Annotated in this window: 12 protein-coding genes; 7 read left to right on the forward strand and 5 right to left on the reverse strand. The window is 73.6% G+C overall.

The features are described from left to right. Positions 1-71 precede the first annotated feature (71 nt). The 3 genes from murC (at position 72) to HCC30_RS00935 (ending at position 4333) form a co-directional block, all read left to right on the forward strand. A complete protein-coding gene (gene murC / locus HCC30_RS00925; protein WP_169440000.1) occupies positions 72-1481 on the forward strand; it encodes a UDP-N-acetylmuramate--L-alanine ligase in 1410 nt (469 codons plus the stop codon). A gap of 26 nt (positions 1482-1507) precedes the next feature. Then, positions 1508-1915, forward strand: a complete 408-nt coding sequence (gene msrB, locus HCC30_RS00930) for a peptide-methionine (R)-S-oxide reductase MsrB (RefSeq protein WP_169440001.1) — start codon at positions 1508-1510, stop codon at positions 1913-1915. 492 nt (positions 1916-2407) lie between these two features. Beyond that, positions 2408-4333 (forward strand): MFS transporter, encoded by a 1926-nt coding sequence (locus tag HCC30_RS00935; protein ID WP_240979277.1) that lies wholly within the window; start codon positions 2408-2410, stop codon positions 4331-4333. Positions 4334-4376: 43 nt separating this feature from the next. On the opposite strand, the gene treZ is transcribed toward HCC30_RS00935, so the two are convergent. Both treZ and lpdA read right to left on the reverse strand, forming a co-directional pair. After that, positions 4377-6128, reverse strand: coding sequence for a malto-oligosyltrehalose trehalohydrolase (treZ, locus tag HCC30_RS00940; RefSeq protein WP_169440003.1), 1752 nt, complete (start codon positions 6126-6128; stop codon positions 4377-4379). A 69-nt stretch (positions 6129-6197) separates the two neighbouring features. Continuing rightward, a complete protein-coding gene (gene lpdA, locus HCC30_RS00945; RefSeq protein ID WP_169440004.1) occupies positions 6198-7616 on the reverse strand; it encodes a dihydrolipoyl dehydrogenase in 1419 nt (472 codons plus the stop codon). 113 nt (positions 7617-7729) lie between these two features. On the opposite strand from lpdA, the gene HCC30_RS00950 reads away from it, so the two are divergent. Both HCC30_RS00950 and HCC30_RS00955 read left to right on the forward strand, forming a co-directional pair. Then, positions 7730-8626 (forward strand): LysR family transcriptional regulator, encoded by an 897-nt coding sequence (locus tag HCC30_RS00950; RefSeq protein ID WP_169440005.1) that lies wholly within the window; start codon positions 7730-7732, stop codon positions 8624-8626. Positions 8627-8637: 11 nt separating this feature from the next. Continuing rightward, positions 8638-9348: a DUF1707 and FHA domain-containing protein gene (locus tag HCC30_RS00955; protein ID WP_169440006.1), complete on the forward strand. Its 711-nt coding sequence runs from the start codon at positions 8638-8640 to the stop codon at positions 9346-9348. 12 nt (positions 9349-9360) lie between these two features. Here HCC30_RS00955 and treY read toward each other — a convergent pair whose 3' ends face one another. Both treY and glgX read right to left on the reverse strand, forming a co-directional pair. After that, entirely contained in the window at positions 9361-11805 is a 2445-nt protein-coding gene (treY, locus tag HCC30_RS00960) for a malto-oligosyltrehalose synthase (protein ID WP_169440007.1), read from the reverse strand. Between the two features lie 174 nt (positions 11806-11979). Continuing rightward, positions 11980-14112 carry a glycogen debranching protein GlgX gene (glgX, locus tag HCC30_RS00965; RefSeq protein ID WP_169440008.1) on the reverse strand — a complete coding sequence of 711 codons (2133 nt, stop codon included), beginning with the start codon at positions 14110-14112 and terminating at the stop codon, positions 11980-11982. A gap of 208 nt (positions 14113-14320) precedes the next feature. Between glgX and HCC30_RS00970 the strand changes: the two genes are divergently transcribed. After that, entirely contained in the window at positions 14321-15574 is a 1254-nt protein-coding gene (locus HCC30_RS00970) for an SAV2148 family HEPN domain-containing protein (RefSeq protein WP_169440009.1), read from the forward strand. A 180-nt stretch (positions 15575-15754) separates the two neighbouring features. Continuing rightward, positions 15755-16282, forward strand: a complete 528-nt coding sequence (locus HCC30_RS00975) for a DUF1697 domain-containing protein (RefSeq protein ID WP_169440010.1) — start codon at positions 15755-15757, stop codon at positions 16280-16282. A gap of 94 nt (positions 16283-16376) precedes the next feature. Here the strand turns inward: HCC30_RS00975 and thpD are convergent, their stop codons facing one another. Further along, positions 16377-17276, reverse strand: coding sequence for an ectoine hydroxylase (gene thpD, locus HCC30_RS00980; RefSeq protein WP_346776443.1), 900 nt, complete (start codon positions 17274-17276; stop codon positions 16377-16379). Between the last annotated feature and the right edge of the window lie 258 nt (positions 17277-17534).

A 17534-nucleotide genomic window follows, 5' to 3' on the forward strand; every position in this document is an offset into this window, starting at 1 on the left:
ATAGGCTGGAGCGGCGCGATCCACGCTGTGGCGCGTGTACCGCAGAGAGTCCGAGCCCTGGAGATACCCGCATGGCAGCCGACCCGTCCGTCCCGAGCGCCCCGCAGGCCATGGCACGACCGCACTTCATCGGCATCGGCGGTGCCGGGATGTCGGGCATCGCGAAGATCCTGGCCCAGCGTGGTGCGCAGGTCGCGGGCAGTGACGCCAAGGAGTCGGCGACCACGCGGGCCCTGCGCGAGCTCGGGGCCACCGTCCACATCGGGCACGCCGCCGGACATCTGGCCGCCGACGCCACCTCCGTCGTCGTCTCCAGCGCCATCCGTGAGGACAACCCGGAGCTCGCCGAGGCCACGGCCCGCGGCATCCCCGTCATCCACCGCTCCGACGCGCTCGCCGCGCTGATGGAGGGGCTGCGCCCGCTCGCCGTCGCGGGCACCCACGGCAAGACGACCACCACCTCGATGCTCGCGGTCGCCCTCCGCTCCCTCGGGCTCGACCCGTCCTACGCCATCGGCGGCGACCTGGACGAGCCCGGCTCGAACGCGCACCAGGGCCGCGGCGAGATCTTCGTCGCGGAGGCGGACGAGAGCGACCGCAGCTTCCACAAGTACGCGCCCGAGGTCGCGATCATCCTCAACGTGGAGCTCGACCACCACGCCAACTACGCGTCCATGGACGAGATCTACGAGTCCTTCGAGACGTTCACCGAGCGGGTGCGCCCGGGCGGCACCCTCGTCGTCGCGGCCGACCACGAGGGCGCGCGCGAGCTGACCCGGCGGGTGGCCGGTCGCGCGGACCTGCGGGTGGTCACCTACGGCGAGGCCGAGGACGCCGACGTCCGCATCCTCGACGTCGTCCCGCACGGGCTCACCAGCGAGACCACCGTCCGCTTCGAGGGCCGCGAGATCACCTTCGCGGTGTCCGTCCCGGGCCGGCACTACGCGCACAACGCCGTCGCCGCGCTCGCCGCCGGTGCCGCGCTCGGCATCCCCGCCGAGGAGCTGGCCAAGGCGCTCGGCACCTACACCGGCGTCAAGCGCCGCCTCCAGCTCAAGGGCGAGGCGGCCGGCGTGCAGGTCATCGACAGCTACGCGCACCACCCGACGGAGATGACCGCCGACCTGGAGGCCATCCGCGCGGGCGCGGGCGAGGGGCGCGTGCTGGTGCTCTTCCAGCCGCACCTCTACAGCCGCACCCAGGAGCTGGCCACCGAGATGGGGCAGGCGCTCGCGCTCGCGGACGCCTCCGCCGTGCTCGGCATCTACCCGGCCCGCGAGGACCCGATCCCGGGCGTCACCAGCGAACTGATCACCGACGCGGCCCGCGCGGCCGGCGCCGACGTGCGCCCCGTCGCGTCCATGGCCGAGGCGCCGGACGTGCTGGCGGGAATGGCGAGGCCGGGGGATCTCGTTCTCACCATGGGTGCGGGGGACGTGACGGACCTGGGGCCGGAGATCCTCGGCCGGCTGGAGAAGTGACAGCCGCCCGGGAGTTTGGAGCGAGCATGGCGTACGAGATCGACAAGCCGGACGAGCAGTGGCGGGCCGAGCTGACGCCCGAGGAGTACCACGTGCTCCGTGAGGCGGGCACCGAGCCGCCGTTCGTCGGCGAGTACACCGACACCACCACGACGGGCGTCTACGACTGCCGGGCCTGCGGTGCCGAACTCTTCCGTTCCACCACGAAGTTCGCCTCGCACTGCGGCTGGCCGAGCTTCTACGACCCGGCGCGCACGGACGCGGTGGAGCTGATCCGGGACGAGTCGCTCGGCATGGTCCGCACCGAGGTGCGCTGTGCGCGCTGCGGCTCGCACCTGGGGCACGTCTTCGAGGGCGAGGGCTACCCGACCCCGACGGACCAGCGGTACTGCATCAACAGCATCGCCGTCCGGCTCGTCCCCGGCGACGAGTAACGGCACTGGCGAGAAGCCCGGCCGCCCCCCCTCGGCGAGGGGGGCGCGGCCGGGCTCTTTTTGTGCGCGCGGGCGCGTGCGAGGGGCCGCACGCGCGGGCGGACGGGGGCAACCGGGCGGCACACGGGGCGAGTCGGTGCGTACGCGCGGGCGGCGCGTGTCACCGGGACGACACCGGGAGCTCATGTGCGCCACAGGAATAAGTGGCCGGGGCACAGCAGTTCGTTTGTACGCTGCACGAAGTACCCCCGCGATCGTTCTGTCCTGCCCCGCCTCCGTGCCCCGCCGTGGCCACGGGCGGGGCACCACCACGTACGGAGGCCCTCCTTCATGTCCCAGGTCCAGTCAGCCCGCCGGTTTCCGGCACCCGAGGAGCAACTCGCCGGCTCCGGGCCGGGAAGCGCGCCGGCCGGGGCGGTGGGCGAGGACGGGGGCGCGGCCGGGCGCTGGATCGTTCCCGTGCTCGCCTTCGCGGGCATCTCCGTCGCCGTCATGCAGACCCTGCTGGTGCCCGTCGTCGCCCAACTGCCCGCGCTGCTCGGCACCGCGACCTCCAACGCCGCCTGGGTGATCACCGCGACGCTGCTCTCCGGCGCGGTGGCGACGCCCATCATGGGGCGGCTCGGCGACCTCTACGGCAAGCGGCGCATGACCCTGGTCAGCCTCGGGCTGATGGTGGCCGGCTCGCTCGTCTGCGGCGTCACCTCGTCCCTCGTCCCGATGGTGGCCGGGCGGGTGCTCCAGGGCTTCGGCATGGGCGCCATCCCGCTCGGCATCAGCATCATGCGGGACGAACTGCGGCCGGAGCGGCTCGGTTCGGCGATGGCGTTCATGAGCTCCTCGCTCGGCGTCGGCGGCGCCCTCGGCATGCCGCTGGCCGCGTACGTCGCCCAGCACACCGACTGGCACGCGCTGTTCTTCGGCGCGGCCGGACTGGGCGCCCTCGCGATGGCCCTGGTGCTGTGGCAGGTGCCGGAATCGGCCCACCGGGCGCACGGGCGCTTCGACGTCCTCGGGGCACTCGGCCTCTCGGCCGGGCTCGTCGCGCTGCTGCTGCCCGTCTCCAAGGGCGGCGACTGGGGCTGGGGCAGCCCGCTCACCCTCGGGCTCCTCGCCCTCGCCGTCGTCCTCTTCCTGCTGTGGGGCGTCTTCGAACTCCGCACCACCGACCCGCTGGTGGACCTGCGCACCACCGCGCGGCGCCAGGTGCTGCTGACCAACCTCGCCTCCATCACGGTCGGTCTGGCCTTCTACGCGGCCACGCTCGTCCTGCCGCAGCTGCTCCAGCTGCCGCCGTCCACCGGGTACGGGCTCGGGCAGAGCATGCTCGTCGCCGGACTGTGCGTCGCCCCGATGGGGCTGGCGATGATGATGGTGTCCTCGCTGTCGGCGCGAATATCCGCCGCGCGGGGCCCGAAGGTCTCGCTGATGACCGGGCTGGTGCTGCTCGCCGTCGCCTATCTCGCCGGGACGCTGCTGATGGACGCCGCCTGGCAGGTGGTGATCACGGCCGTGCTGATCGGCGTCGGCATCGGCATCGCCTACTCCGCGATGCCCGCGCTGATCATCGGCGCCGTGCCGCAGTCCGAGTCCGGGGCCGCCAACGGGCTGAACACGCTGATGCGTTCGATCGGGACGTCGACGTCGAGCGCCGTCATCGGCGTCGTCCTCGCCCGGATGACCATTCCCCTCGGGGACACCCGGGTCCCCGACATCTCCGGCTTCCGCACGGCCTTCCTGATCGCCGCCGGAGCGGCCCTCCTGGGCCTCCTCATCGCGGCGTTCCTTCCCGGCCGGAGCGCGGGACGGCGGGAGGACGCGCCGGAGGAGGCGCCGTCCGTCCCGGAGCCCGTGGCGCGCACGGCCGTTCCGGACCGTGAGGTGCGGGACGGCGTCCTGCACGGAACGGTGTGCGACGAGGCGGGCGAGCCGCTGCCGCACGCGGTGCTCACCCTGCTCGACCACGCCGGACGGCAGCTGTCCCGCGCGGCCGCCGACGCGGACGGCACCTGGACGCTGTGGGCCGCCTCGCACGGAAGCCGCGTCCTCGTCGCCGCCGCCCCCGGCCACCTGCCCGAGGCCGCCACCGTGACGGTCGCGGGCGGCGGGCCGGTGCGGCGTGACCTGGTCCTCCGGCCCGGGGTCGCGGTGCGCGGCGCGGTCCGGACGCCCGCCGGGCGCCCGCTGGGGGACGTCCGGGTCTCGCTCGCGGACCGCAGCGGCACCGTCGTGGGGACGCACACCACCGGAGCCGACGGGGCGTACGTCTTCACCGGGCTCGCGGAGGGCGCCTACACGATCGTGGCCCACGGTTACGGGGCGGCCGCGGTGCCGGTGAGCGTCGACGGCGGCGCCGTGCACACGGGCCACGACATCCACCTCGGGCACGAGAGCGAGGAAGCCGGCCGGGTGTGCTGACCGGTGCGCCGTCGTGCCCGAAGCGGCCGGTTCGGGGACGCGGTCAGCCGAGCACCGCGGCGGACCGTGGGGGAAGGACGAGGGCGCCGTCGGTGTGGACGGGGCTCGCGCCGCTGTCCGGGTCGCGCCAGGCGGCCAGGAGGCCGGCCTCCGCCGCGGGGGACGGGACGTGTGCGGGCTCGCCGGAGAGGTTGACGGCGATGTGCAGCGGGCCGTTCCGCAGCAGGAACCAGCCCTCCTCGGCGCTGTACCGGGTGGCCGCCTCGCCCAGCGGGGCGCGCGCCACCGAGGGGTGGCGGTGGCGGAGTGCGATCAGGGTGCGGTGCCACTCCAGCAGCGCGTCGTGCGGGGGCCGCGCCGGTTCGCTCCAGTCGAGGCAGGAGCGGTCGCGGGTGGCCGGGTCCTGCGGGTCGGGCACGTCCCGTGCCGTCCACCCGTGCGCGGCGAACTCGCGTCTCCGGCCGGTCCGTACGGCTTCGGCCAGGTCCGGGTCGGTGTGGTCGGTGAAGAACTGCCAGGGCGTACCGGCGCCCCATTCCTCGCCCATGAACAGCATGGGGGTGCCGGGGGAGAGCAGGACGAGCGCGGCGGCGCAGGCGAGCAGTCCGGGCGGCAGGCCGGCCGAGAGGCGGTCGCCCCGGGCGCGGTTGCCGATCTGGTCGTGGGTCTGTGCGTAGGCCAGGAAGCGGTGTGCCGGGGTGGTGCCGGTTTCGGCGGCGGCGCCGTGCCGGCGGCCGCGGAAGGACGAGTACGTGCCGTCGTGGAAGAACGCGCCGGTGAGGGTCTTGGCCAGGGCCGCCATCGGGTCCCGCGCGAAGTCCGCGTAGTAGCCCTGGGACTCGCCGGTCAGCGCGGTGTGCAGGGCGTGGTGGAAGTCGTCGTTCCACTGGGCGTGGACGCCGTGCCCGTGCGCCGTCCTGGGCGCGGTGGTGCGCGGGTCGTTGAGGTCGGACTCGGCGACGAGGAAGAGCGGGCGGCCGGTGCGGTGCGCCAACTCGTCCACCGCGCGGGAGAGTTCGGCGAGGAAGTGGTCGGCCCGGGTGTCCGCCAGCGCGTGCACCGCGTCCAGCCGCAGCCCGTCCAGCCGGTAGTCGCGCAGGAACGCCAGCGCGCTGCCCGCCAGATACGCGCGGACCTCGTCCGACCCCGGCCCGTCCAGGTTGACCGCCGCGCCCCAGGGCGTGCGGTACCGCTCGGTGAAGTACGGGCCGAACGCGGGGAGATGGTTGCCCGAGGGGCCGAGGTGGTTGTGCACCACGTCCAGCACGACGCCCAGGCCGTGCCCGTGCGCGGCGTCCACGAACCGCTTCAGCCCGGCCGGTCCGCCGTACGGCTCGTGCACGGCCCACGGCGCCACCCCGTCGTAGCCCCAGCCGTGCGTGCCGGGGAACGGGCAGACGGGCAGCAGTTCGACGTGGGTCACCCCGAGCCGGGCCAGGTGCGGCAGCCGCGCGGCCGCCGCGTCGAAGGTGCCCTCGCGGGTGAACGTGCCGATGTGCAGCTCGTACAGCACCGCGCCGGGCAGCGGGCGGCCGCGCCACGCGTTCCGCCAGCCGTGCGCGCCGTGGTCGACGACGGCGCTGAGCCCGTCGGGGCCGTCGGGCTGGCGGCGGGAGCGCGGATCGGGCAGCACGGGCCCGCCGTCCAGCGCGAACCCGTACCGCGTGCCCGGCCCCGCGGGCGCCTGCCCGGCCCACCATCCGTCCCGCGCCGGGTCGCGCTCCAGTACGCGCTCATGGCCTCCCGCGTGGAGCACGACACGACGCGCCTGGGGCGCCCACACCTCGAACCGCATCCGCCCATCGTCGGCCGCCGCCGGCCCCCGCGCCATGACACCGGAGGGGGACGTGTCGCGGCGGCCGGCTCAGTGCTGGTGCAGGCCCCGTCCCGCGAGGGTCAGGTACGCCTCGCCGACCGCCTCCGACAGGGTGGGATGGGCGTGGATGTGCTGGGCCACGTCGGCCGGTTCCGCGTCCCAGCCGACGACCAGCTGACTCTCGGCGATCATCTCGGAGACGTGCGGGCCGACCAGATGGACGCCCAGGACCCGCCCGTCACCGCCCCGTTCGGCGACGACCTTCACCATGCCGCCCTGCCCGTGCACCATTCCCTTCGCCGTCGCGGTCAGCGGCAGCGTGTTGACGGCGACCTCGCGGCCCCCCTCGCGCGCATGCTCCTCGGTGAGGCCCACGGACGCCGTCTGCGGGCTGGAGTAGGTCACACGCGGGACGGCGGCGTAGTCCACGGGCCGGGACGGGAGTCCGGCGAGCGTCTCGGCCACCAACAGGCCCTCGGCGAAGGAGGCGTGGGCCAGCCCGAGGGACGGCGGCGGCAGCAGGTCGCCGACCACGTGCACGCCGGCGGCGGCCGTCTCCAGGCGGGACCAGTCGGCGGGCGGCAGGTGCCCGCGGCCGTCGGTGGCGAGGCCGGCGGCGGCCAGGCCGAGCCCGTCCGTCACGGGGGCGCGGCCGACGGCGACGAGGAGCCGTTCGGCCTCCAGCGCCGTGTCACCGCCGCGTGCCGTGTGCACCCGCGCGGTGACGCCGCCGGGGTGCCGGGTGGCGTCCGTCAGCCGCGCCGAGGTCAGCACCCGCACCCCGCGCTTCTTCAGCCCCCGCGTCAGATGGCGGCTCACGTCCGCGTCCTCCAGCGGCAGCAGCCGGTCCGCGGCTTCGACGAGGGTGACCTCGGCGCCCAGGGAGCGGTGGAAGGAGGCGTACTCGACGCCGATCGCGCCGCCGCCCAGCACCACCACGCTCGCCGGGAGCCCGGGCGCGAACAGCGCGTCGTCGCTGGTGACGACCCGGTGCCCGTCCGGCTCCAGGCCGGGCAGGACGCGGGGCGCCGAGCCGGTGGCCAGAACGACGCCGCGGCGTGCCGTGAAGGTGCCGCCCGGCTCGCCCGTGACGCGGACGGTGCGGGGGCCGGTCAGCTCCGCCGTGCCGCGCAGGACGCGCACGCCCGCGCGCTCCAAGTGGCCCTCCACACCACGGTGGTTGCGGGTGACGATGTCGTCGCGGGTGGCGGTGAGGGCGCCCCAGTCGACGCTGTCGAGGGACGCCTTCACGCCCCAGCGCTCGCGTGCCTCGGCGATCCCGTCGACGAGCTCGGCCGCGTGCAGCATCGCCTTGCTCGGTACGCAGCCGCGGTGCAGGCACGTGCCGCCGACCAGATCGCGTTCGGCGAGGGTGACGGTGAGCCCGAGTGCGGCGGCGCGCAGTGCGGTGCTGTAGCCGCCCGTGCCTCCGCCGATGACGATCACATCTGCGCTGTCTTCGCTCATGTCCCCAGCTTCCGCCGGGACTTCACGATGAGTCCAAGGCAATGTTTCGATGGGACGGATGAAGGGCGCTCATGCCCGGTCACCGTTCCGGGCACGGCTCACGGGGGAGAAGCATGACGCTGCGGCAGATGGAATACCTCGTGACCGTCACCGAACAGCAGTCCTTCACCCGGGCCGCCGAGACGCTCAACGTCACCCAGTCCGCGCTGTCCCACCAGATCAAGGCGCTGGAGGGGGAGTTGGGCGGTCCGCTGCTGGAGCGCCTGCCGCGCGGCGTACGGCTCACCGCGATGGGACGCGCCTTCCTGCCCGGCGCCGAACTGGCCGTGCGCAGCGCCCGCCAGGCGCGTCGGGCCGCGCGCGCCGCCACCGGGGCACGCGGTGGCGAACTCCAGATCGCCACCCTGCACGGACTGGCCATCGGCGTCCTGCCACCTGTACTGGCCCGCATGCGGCGGCTCTGCCCCGAAGTGCGGCTCGTACTGCACGAGTTCGCCACCGACGAGCAGCTGACCGAACAGATGGAGCGCGGCGTGGCCGACGTCGCCGTGGGCTACCGCACGGACGGGTGGAGCGGCCCGCTGTGGACGGTGGGGGAGGAGCGGATCGTGCTGGTGGTCCCGCGCGGTGACCCGCTGCACGGCAGGGCCTCTGCCCGGCTGGAGGAGCTCGCGGAACACGACTGGGTGCGCTGCGGAATGGAGCCGTGGGTGGAGGGCGAGCGGTTCCTCGACCTGGTCTGCGGCAGGGCCGGTTTCCGGCCGCGCACCGCCGTGTGGACGGAGCACTCCACCACGGCCGCGCGCGCCGCCGCCGAGGGCGCCGGAGTGGCGATGCTGGCCGCGCATCTGGTGCCCTCGCTCGTCCCCGCGGACCAGCTCCTCGCGGTCGACCCGCCGTGGCAGCGTCCCATCAGGGCGTTCTGCCGTACGGAGCCCGCCGGTGCCGCGGATGTCCTGCTTCGGACACTGAACGGGGCCCTGCCTGGACAGCGACTTTCCGCGTCCTGAAAATACTGCTCATGACATCGCTTGAGTCCGGCCCGAATCCGCCGCGGGTCTCCGACGCGGAACGGGAGCGTGCTCTGGAGGTGCTACGGGAGGGCGCCGTTCAAGGGCGCATATCCCAGGACACGTTCGTCCGGCGCACGGACGCCGTCCTGCACGCGCAGTGGCAGGACGATCTGGAGGCCGTGCTGCGCGATCTGCCCGGGCGCAGGCCGCGCGGCGGCCGGCTCACCGGTTTCGTCGGCCGGCTGGCCGCCTTCCCCCGGACGCTGCGCCGCGCCTGGCAGGCCGAGCGGCTGCCGGAACTGCTGCTGCCGCTCCAGCCCCAGCCGCTGTCCATCGGCCGCGCACCGGGGTCGATGCTGCGGCTCACCCACTTCACGGTCTCGCGGACGCACGCCCAGCTCCGCACCACCTCGCGCGGCGACTGGAGCCTGCGCGACCTGGGGTCGAGCAACGGGACGTGGGTCAACGGGAGCCGGCTCACCGGCTCGGTCTCCGTCCGGCCCGGTGACCAAGTACGTTTCGGCCAGGTCGCGTTCCGGCTCGCGCTGCCGCGGCAGCGCGGAGGACAGCCGCCCGGCGCGCTGTCCCCCGCGCACGGCCCCGGCCCGTACACCGGCGGCGCGACCCCGCCCCTCCGGCACCCGCACCGCCCCGACCCCCCTCCCGGGGCGCCGCCGCAGCCGCCGGGGCCACCGGCCGAGCCCCCGCCCCGCGCCTGACGCGGGCCGCTCTCAGGCGCGGACGAGCAGTGCCACCGGCGCGTCCTCGGTCAGCAGTCCGGACAGCGGGCAGCGGCCGCCCTCGACGGTCCGGCGGGAGAGCAGGTCGTGCCAACTGCCCTCCGGCAGCCGCAGTTCCGTCCGGCCCCAGCCGCCCGCCTCGCGCAGCCGCAGACCCAGCCGGGTCACCGCGGTGATCGCGCGGCCGCCCCGGACGAAGGCCACGCAGTGCCCGGCCGCCTCGCCCTCCGCGGTCAGCGGCTCGTACGTGGCGTGCTCCGTGAACCACTCGGGGTGGGCGCGGCGCAGCCCGAGCGCCGTCCGGGTCAGCCCCAGCTTCTCGCTGTCCAGTCCGGGACGTGCCGGTGCGCCGAAGGCGACGGGGCGCCGGTTGTCCGGGTCGACCAGCGCCGCGTACAGCCGCTCGGTCCCCTGGTAGACGTCCGGTACGCCGGGCACGGTCAGGTGCAGCAGGGTCTGGCCGAGCACGTTCGCCCGGACGTGGGGCGCCAGTTGGCGGGCGGCGCCGGCGAGAGCCCGCGCCGTGGGGTCGTCCTGCCCCGGGGCGGCGCGGCGGGCGACGGTCTCCGCGTAGTGGGCGACGGCCTCCTCGTACGCCATGTCGGGTTCGGTCCAGGTGGTGCGCAGGCCCGCCTCCCGCACGGACTTGAGCAGTGCGTCCTTCCAGCGCGCGGGGTCCGGGGGGCCGGGTTCGTCCACGGCGTGCAGGGCGAAGGCCGTCTGGAGGGCGGCCCATTCGGTGTGCCGGTCCGGTGGATCGTCCACTGAGCCACCGTCCGCCGCCCGTACCCCGGCGACGATCCCGGCCCAGCGCTCCGGGCACTCGCTGAGCACCATGAGCGCGGCCCGGACGTCCGCGCTGCGCTTGGTGTCGTGGGTGGAGAGCACCGTTCCCGTGGCCGGGTGGTCGCGGGCGACGTGGAGACAGTGCGCGTGGAACTCCGCCGGGGAGACGGCGGGTTCGCCCGGCGAGCCGCCGACCTCGCAGGCCGACAGCAGCGGCGCCCAGCGGTAGAACGCCCGGTCCTCGACGGCCTTGGCGCGCAGCGCCGAGGACACCTGCCCGAAGCGCCGCGCGAAGTCGTCCCGGTGCGGCCCCTCGCCGAAGCGGCCCAGCGCCAGCCCGAGCACGACGTCCACCGCGGCGGCCTCGTCCGGCGCCCCGCAGTCCGCCCGCGCGCCCTCCGCCGCCGACTCCAGCAGCGCCCGGTCCGCTTCGTCCACCGGCGCACCGGGCACGACGTACGGGCGGTACACGGGGAGCCGCACGAGGACGCGGTGCAGCGCGGTGTGCAGTGCCGCGTACGTGTGGTCGCGCAGGGCGAGTTCGGGAGCCGCGGCGCAGCAGGCGGCCGCCGCGCGGGCCAGCCGGGCGGTCTCGGCGGCCAGGTCGTGCGCGGCGACCTGCGCGGCGGCGTGCCGCTCGGTCGGCTCCCACTCGCCGCCGCTGAGCGGCTCGGCCCGGGTGGCGTGCTGGTAGACGGCCGTCAGTCCGGCGTGGCCGACCGGGTCGGTGAACAGGCCGTCGACGCGGTGCAGCGTGTCGTAGCCGGTGGTTCCGGCGACGGGCCAGCCGGCCGGGAGCGTCTCGTGCCGTCCGAGGATCTTCTCCAGGACGGTCCACCGTCCGTCGGTCGCCTTGTGCAGGCGCCGTACGTAGCCGCCCGGGTCCGCGAGCCCGTCCGGATGGTCGATCCGGAGCCCGTCGAGCACGCCCTCGTGCAGCAGGTGGAGCACCTTTCCGTGCACCGCGTCGAAGACGTCCGGCTCCTCCACCCGTACGCCGATCAGCTCGTGAACAGTGAAGAAGCGGCGGTAGTTGACCTCTGTCCTGGCCAGTCGCCACCAGGCGAGCCGGTAGTGCTGTGCCGCCAGCAGTTCGGGCAGCGGCAGGCCCCCGGTGCCGGGGCGCAGGGGGAACGTCCGGTCGCCGTAGTGCAGCGTTCCGTCCCCGGTGCGCAGCCGGGGCAGTTCCTCGTGCACCGGCCCGGCGAGGACGGGGAGCAGCAGCCTGCCGTCCTGTGCCGCCCAGTCGACGTCGAACCAGTGCGCGTACCGCGACTGGGGCCCCTCGCGCAGCACTTCCCACAGCTGGTGGTTGAGCCGGGTGTCGGCGGGGACGGCCATGTGGTTCGGGACGATGTCGAGGACGAGCCCGAGACCGCGCGCGTGCGCGGCGGCGGCCAGCGCCCGCAGCCCGTCCTCCCCGCCGAGTTCCGCGCGGACGGAGGAGTGGTCGGTGACGTCGTACCCGTGCGGTGAGCCGGGGACGGAGGTGAGGACGGGGGAGAGATGCAGATGGGAGACGCCGAGGGCGGCGATGTGGGGCAGCGCCTCCTCGGCGGCGGCGAACGGGAAGTCGGGCCGCAGCTGGAGCCGGTAGGTCGACCGCGGCGTGCGGGGGCGTGGGGGGACGGGTGGCGGCGTGGGCGTCATGCGGGCTGTGTACCCGCGTCCGGCCGCCGTGCCCGTCGCGTTCGGCCGCTCAGGTCCAAGTGCCCGCCGTCCCGGTGAGCGGGCGGCCCGAAGTTGACGGGGCGCCGGAGCCGGCCGTGACGTCCCGCCCGGGGAAGCGGCCCGGCGAGAGCGCCGGCGGAGCCGGGCGCCGCCTCACAGCGGCCGGCGGAGGACGACCAGGCTGCGGTCGGCGAGGGTGATCCGGTCGCCCGCGCCGACCTTGCACGGCTCGACGGCGGACGGCGGGCCCTCCTGGGCGGTGTCGAGGACGACGTGCCACTGCGTGCCGTGGTCGACGGGCGCGACGAAGTCCAGGGGCGCGTGGTGGGCGTTGAACAGCAGCAGGAACGAGTCGTCGGTGATCCGCTCGCCGTGCGGCCCCGGTTCGGAGATGGCGCTGCCGTTCAGGAAGACCGTCAGCGACTTGGCGTGCGCGGCCTGCCAGTCCTGCTGGGTCATGACCTCGCCCTCGTGGGTGAACCAGCCGATGTCCGACAGCTCGTCGCGGGTGCCCTCCACCGGACGCCCGTGGAAGAAGCGCCGCCGCCGGAACACCGGGTGGTCCCGCCGCAGCCACACCATCTCCCGGACGAACGCGCACATCTGCTCGTCCGCGCGGGCGTCGGTACCGGCGCCGGTTTCCGGCCAGTGCACCCAGGTGAGTTCGCTGTCCTGGCAGTACGCGTTGTTGTTGCCGTGCTGGGTGCGCGCGAACTCGTCGCCGTGGCTGAGCATCGGGACGCCCTGCGACAGCATCAGCGTGGCGACGAAGTTCCGCATCTGACGCCGCCGCAGCCGCAGCACCGCAGGATCGTCCGTCGCGCCCTCGGCGCCGCAGTTCCAGGACCGGTTGTGGTTCTCCCCGTCCCGGTTGCCCTCGCCGTTGGCCTCGTTGTGCTTCTGGTCGTAGGAGACGAGGTCGTGCAGGGTGAACCCGTCGTGGCAGGTGACGAAGTTGACGGACGCCAGCGGGCGGCGGCCGTCGTCCTGGTAGAGGTCCGAGGAGCCCGTCAGCCGGGAGGCGAACTCGGCCAGGGTGCGCGGTTCGCCCCGCCACATGTCGCGGACGGTGTCGCGGTAGCGGCCGTTCCACTCCGTCCACAGCGGCGGGAAGTTGCCCACCTGGTAGCCGCCCTCGCCCACGTCCCAGGGCTCGGCGATCAGCTTCACCTGGCTCACCACCGGGTCCTGCTGCACCAGGTCGAAGAAGGACGACAGCCGGTCCACCTCGTGGAACTGGCGCGCCAGTGTGGCCGCGAGGTCGAAGCGGAAGCCGTCCACGTGCATCTCGGTGACCCAGTAGCGCAGCGAGTCCATGATCAGCTGAAGCACGTGCGGGCTGCGCATCAGCAGTGAATTACCGGTGCCGGTCGTGTCCATGTAGTAGCGCGGATCGTCCGTCAGCCGGTAGTACGAGGAGTTGTCGAGACCCCGGAAGGAGAGCGTGGGACCCAGGTGGTTGCCTTCTGCCGTGTGGTTGTAGACCACGTCGAGGATGACCTCGATGCCCGCCTTGTGCAGCGCCCGCACGGCCTGCTTGAACTCCAGCACCTGCTGCCCGCGGTCGCCCCAGGACGCGTAGGCGTTGTGCGGCGCGAAGTAGCCGATGGTGTTGTAGCCCCAGTAGTTCGACAGTCCCGCGTCGGCCAGCCGGTTGTCCGTGACGGACTGGTGCACCGGCATCAACTCCAGTGCGGTGACGCCCAGTTCGGTCAGATGCTCGATGACCGCCGGGTGGGCCAGCGCCGCGTACGTGCCCCGCAGCTCCTCCGGAAGCTGCGGGTGCAGCATGGTGAGGCCCTTCACGTGCGCCTCGTACAGCACCGTCCGGTGGTACTCGGTGCGCGGCAGCCGGTCGTCGCCCCAGTCGAAGTAGGGGTTGACCACGACCGAAGCCATGGTGTGCGGCGCGGAGTCGAGGTCGTTGCGCCGCTCCGGGGAGCCGAAGTGGTAGCCGTAGACGGCCTCGTTCCAGTCGATGCTGCCGCTCATCGCCTTCGCGTACGGGTCCAGCAGCAGCTTCGCGCTGTTGCAGCGCTTCCCCTCCTGCGGCGCGTACGGGCCGTGCACCCGGAACCCGTACCGCTGTCCCGGCATGACGCCCGGCAGGTACGCGTGCCGCACGAAACCGTCCGACTCGCGCAGTTCCACGGCGGCTTCCGAACCGTCGTCCTGGAGCAGGCACAGCTCGATGCGGTCGGCGGCTTCGGAGAACACGGCGAAGTTCGTGCCGGCGCCGTCGTAGGTGGCGCCCAGGGGGTACGCCCGTCCCGGCCAGACCTGCATGCGGTCGTCTCTTCCTGTCGCGGTCACCTCGGATGTGCTGCCCCGGTGCATCCTTGCGCAGCGGCCGTGAAGCGGCCGGACCCCGGGGCCAACTTCCCCCGTACGGACGTACGAGAGCGGGAAGTTGATAGGGGTTCCGGGTGCGCGCGAACCGGCGCCGCAGTAGTCTTCCTTGATCGAACACAGGGGTCCGGAAGGCGGTGCACAGGTGGGCGCGGGAGGGCTTGAACTCCCCCCAGGTGAGAGCGGTGACGACGAGGGCGCCGAGGTACCGTCGGGGACGGTGTCCCTGGCGCGCCCCATGGAGATCGGCGCGGATCTCGACTGGGGCGCGGACGCCTGGGCGGAGGTGCGCACCAGGGCACAGCGTGCGGGACGCGCCTATATCTGGCTCAATCTGGTCGAACAGCGGCTCCGCGCCGTCGTCTCCGCCGTACTCCGCCCCATATACGAGCCCGTGCACGGCGACGAGTGGGTCATCGCCGCCGCCGGACCCACCGGGCAGGAATGGGTGCAGCGCGCCGTCGCCGTACGCGAGGTGAGCAGGCGCAAGGGCTATCTCCTCGACCCCGCCGACGACACCGTCCTCTCCTTCCTGACGCTGCCGCAGCTGCGCGAGCTGATGGTGCAGCACTGGCCCTGTTTCGAGCCGTACTTCGAGGACCGGCGGGAGCTCGAACTCGCCCTGGACGAACTGGAGGTGGCGCGCAGCGCCGTCGCCAGGAACCGCGCGCTGTCCGAGACGGTGCTCGCCCAGGCGGAGCGGATGTGCGCCCGGCTGCTGGAGCTGCTCGGCGCCTCGGGGGAGGGCCGGCGCTCCGCGCACCGGCTGCCCGTCGACGCGGTCGAGGAGCTGGTCGGCGACCGGTTCGCGGACGTCGTCGGCGTCCACGCGGACCGGGTGCGGCTCCAGCGGAGGCTGCCGGCCGAGGACCTCTTCGGCGGCGCCCGCCGGCTCGACGCGATCGGCATAGGGCTCAACCTGCTGGTGCAGAACTACTCGGGCCGCAGGCTGCTCAGGCTCGCCGAGTCGGGCTGCCGCGTCCGGCTGCTGTTCCTCAACCCGGCGAGCAGCGCGATGCGCAGGCGCGAGCGCGAACTGGGCATCAAAAAGGGCGAGTTGAGCCGCACCGTCGAGACGAACATCCTGCACATGCGGCGGGTGCGGGCCAGGCTGCGCGATCCGGGCGCGTTCGAGATACAGGTCTTCGACGAGACGCCGCGCTTCACCGCGTACATGGTCGACGGGGACGGCCCGGACGGGCTCGCCGTCGTCCAGTCCTATCTGCGCCGGGTGCGCGGGATGGAGGCGCCGGTGCTCGTGCTGCGGGGCGGCGGACGCGATCTCGTCCAGCGGCGCGAGGACCGCGACAAGCCGCAGGACGAGGGCGTGCACGGCCTCTTCGGCACGTACCGCGAGGAGTTCGAGGCCGCCTGGACGGACTCCCGCCCGGTGTCCTGACCTCGTACGGGGGTGACGGATGTGTCCCCGTGCGCTGTGCGACCTTGCGGTGCGCCCCCGCGCTCCGCGCCGCCGGTGGTGTCCCCGCGCGGTTCCGGCCGGAATTCGACCCCCCGAGGTGTCCGTCCCGCCCCGAACGGCCCCGTCCGCAACGGCCGTCGCTCTTCTAAGCTGCCTCGTATGACGACATATGTGGCACTGCTGCGTGGCATCAATGTCGGCGGCAGCAAGAAGGTTCCGATGGCCGAGCTGAGACAGCTGCTCACGGGGCTCGGCTGGACGGGCGTGCGCACGTACCTCCAGAGCGGCAACGCGGTCTTCATCACGGACGACGGCGACCCCGGCCCGTTACTGGAACGCACGCTCGCCGCGCACTTCGGCTTCGAGGTCAGGTGCCTGGTGCTCACCGCCGCGGAGCTGCGCGCCGTGGCCGCGGCCTGCCCGATCCCCGCCGACGAGCTGGATCCGGCCAAGGTGCTCGTCATGTTCCTCGAACAGGCCCCGGAACCGGGCGCGTTGGACGGAGTGGACCGGGAGGCCCACGCGCCGGAGGAGTTCCGTCTCGTCGACCGGGCGGTCTACTGCCACTTCCCCGACGGAATGGGACGCAGCAAGCTCCCCGACGCGCTCGCCGCCGCGCTGCCCGGGACGCTGATGACCGGCCGCAACTGGCGCACCGTCCGACGGCTGATCGAGCTCACCAGCTGACCGCGCGTGGCGCCGCCGGGCGTCCGTCCGTTCCGGAGCGTCCTCCGGGTGCGTGGGACGGCACCGGCCGGGGCGGTGCCGTCCCACGCGCCGTTCATCGCACGGGGGTGAAGTCGCGGGAGCCGAGGTACTCGGGGCGACGGGCGGGTGCGGCGAAGGGCTCCACCGTCGTGTTGTGCACGCTGTTGAAGACGATGAAGGCGTTGCACCGGGGGAAGGGCGTGATGTTGTCGCTGCTGCCGTGCATGCAGTTGGAGTCGAACATGACGGCAGAGCCAGCGGCGCCCGTGCAGAGCCGGATGCCCTGCTCCCCGGCGAAGCGGGCCACCGCCGCGTCGGAGGGCAGTCCCGCGCCCTGGTTCTGGAGCGAGGTCTTGTAGTTGTCCTCGGGGGTCGCGCCCGCGCAGCCCAGGAAGGTCTTGTGCGAGCCCGGCATGATCATGAGGCTGCCGTTGGTGTCCTCGTTGTCCGTCAGCGCGAGGGAGAGGGACAGCGTCCGGGGCGCGGGGAGCCCGTCCTCGGCGTGCCAGGTCTCGAAGTCGGAGTGCCAGTACCAGCCGGAGGCGCCGAACCCGGGCTTCATGTTGACCCGGAACTGGTGGAGGTAGACCTCGGAGCCCAGCACCTGCCGTGCGCGGTCCACCACGCGCGGGTCCCGCACCAGGTCGTCGAAGACGGCGCTGACCTTGTGCGGCTCGAAGATGCTCTTCACGGCGTCCGACTCCGGTTCGACGACGGCGCGGCCGTCGGCCCGCAGCCCCGGATCGGCGGCGAGCCGGGCCAACTCCCGGCGGCAGTCCGTCACTTCCGCGGGTGTGAGCAGCGCGTCGACGCAGAGGAAGCCCTCGCGCTCGTAGCGGGCCAGGTCCGCGGCGCCGACGGGGCCCGGAGCGCCGGGTTCCGACCACACCACCGGGTCGGTGCGGGGCATCACCACCTCGGACGATCCGCGCGTCGGATAGCGGTCGGTGAGGTGCTCGTTGACGGAGGTCACGGAATCACTCCTCGACACGGGGCCGGAAATTCGGTGCTGCGAGTATCCACCAGAGAAGCGGGCCGGCACCCGCATCACCGCGCGGGACGGGGCCGGACCGGCCACTGATCCGCCGGGGAATTCGTGTCCGGTGCGCGGGACGGAATCGTGAACGCGTTGACGCCGTACGGCATTTGCTGGCATGCTCGTCCGTGTGAATCAGTCTGCGAATCTTGTTGTGCGACTGCATGTCGATCTGCGACAGCACGCCAGCGCCAT

It is taken from the genome of Streptomyces sp. HNM0574 (assembly GCF_012726235.1).
Classification (GTDB): domain Bacteria; phylum Actinomycetota; class Actinomycetes; order Streptomycetales; family Streptomycetaceae; genus Streptomyces.

Coding starts and splice junctions, on each gene's coding strand:
- HCC30_RS00950 (WP_169440005.1), top strand. CDS start 7,730: ATGACGCTGCGGCAGATGGAATACCTCGTGACCGTCACCGAACAGCAG.
- treZ (WP_169440003.1), bottom strand. CDS start 6,128: ATGCGGTTCGAGGTGTGGGCGCCCCAGGCGCGTCGTGTCGTGCTCCAC.
- msrB (WP_169440001.1), top strand. CDS start 1,508: ATGGCGTACGAGATCGACAAGCCGGACGAGCAGTGGCGGGCCGAGCTG.
- treY (WP_169440007.1), bottom strand. CDS start 11,805: ATGACGCCCACGCCGCCACCCGTCCCCCCACGCCCCCGCACGCCGCGG.
- glgX (WP_169440008.1), bottom strand. CDS start 14,112: ATGCAGGTCTGGCCGGGACGGGCGTACCCCCTGGGCGCCACCTACGAC.
- lpdA (WP_169440004.1), bottom strand. CDS start 7,616: ATGAGCGAAGACAGCGCAGATGTGATCGTCATCGGCGGAGGCACGGGC.
- HCC30_RS00975 (WP_169440010.1), top strand. CDS start 15,755: ATGACGACATATGTGGCACTGCTGCGTGGCATCAATGTCGGCGGCAGC.
- murC (WP_169440000.1), top strand. CDS start 72: ATGGCAGCCGACCCGTCCGTCCCGAGCGCCCCGCAGGCCATGGCACGA.
- HCC30_RS00955 (WP_169440006.1), top strand. CDS start 8,638: ATGACATCGCTTGAGTCCGGCCCGAATCCGCCGCGGGTCTCCGACGCG.
- HCC30_RS00935 (WP_240979277.1), top strand. CDS start 2,408: ATGCAGACCCTGCTGGTGCCCGTCGTCGCCCAACTGCCCGCGCTGCTC.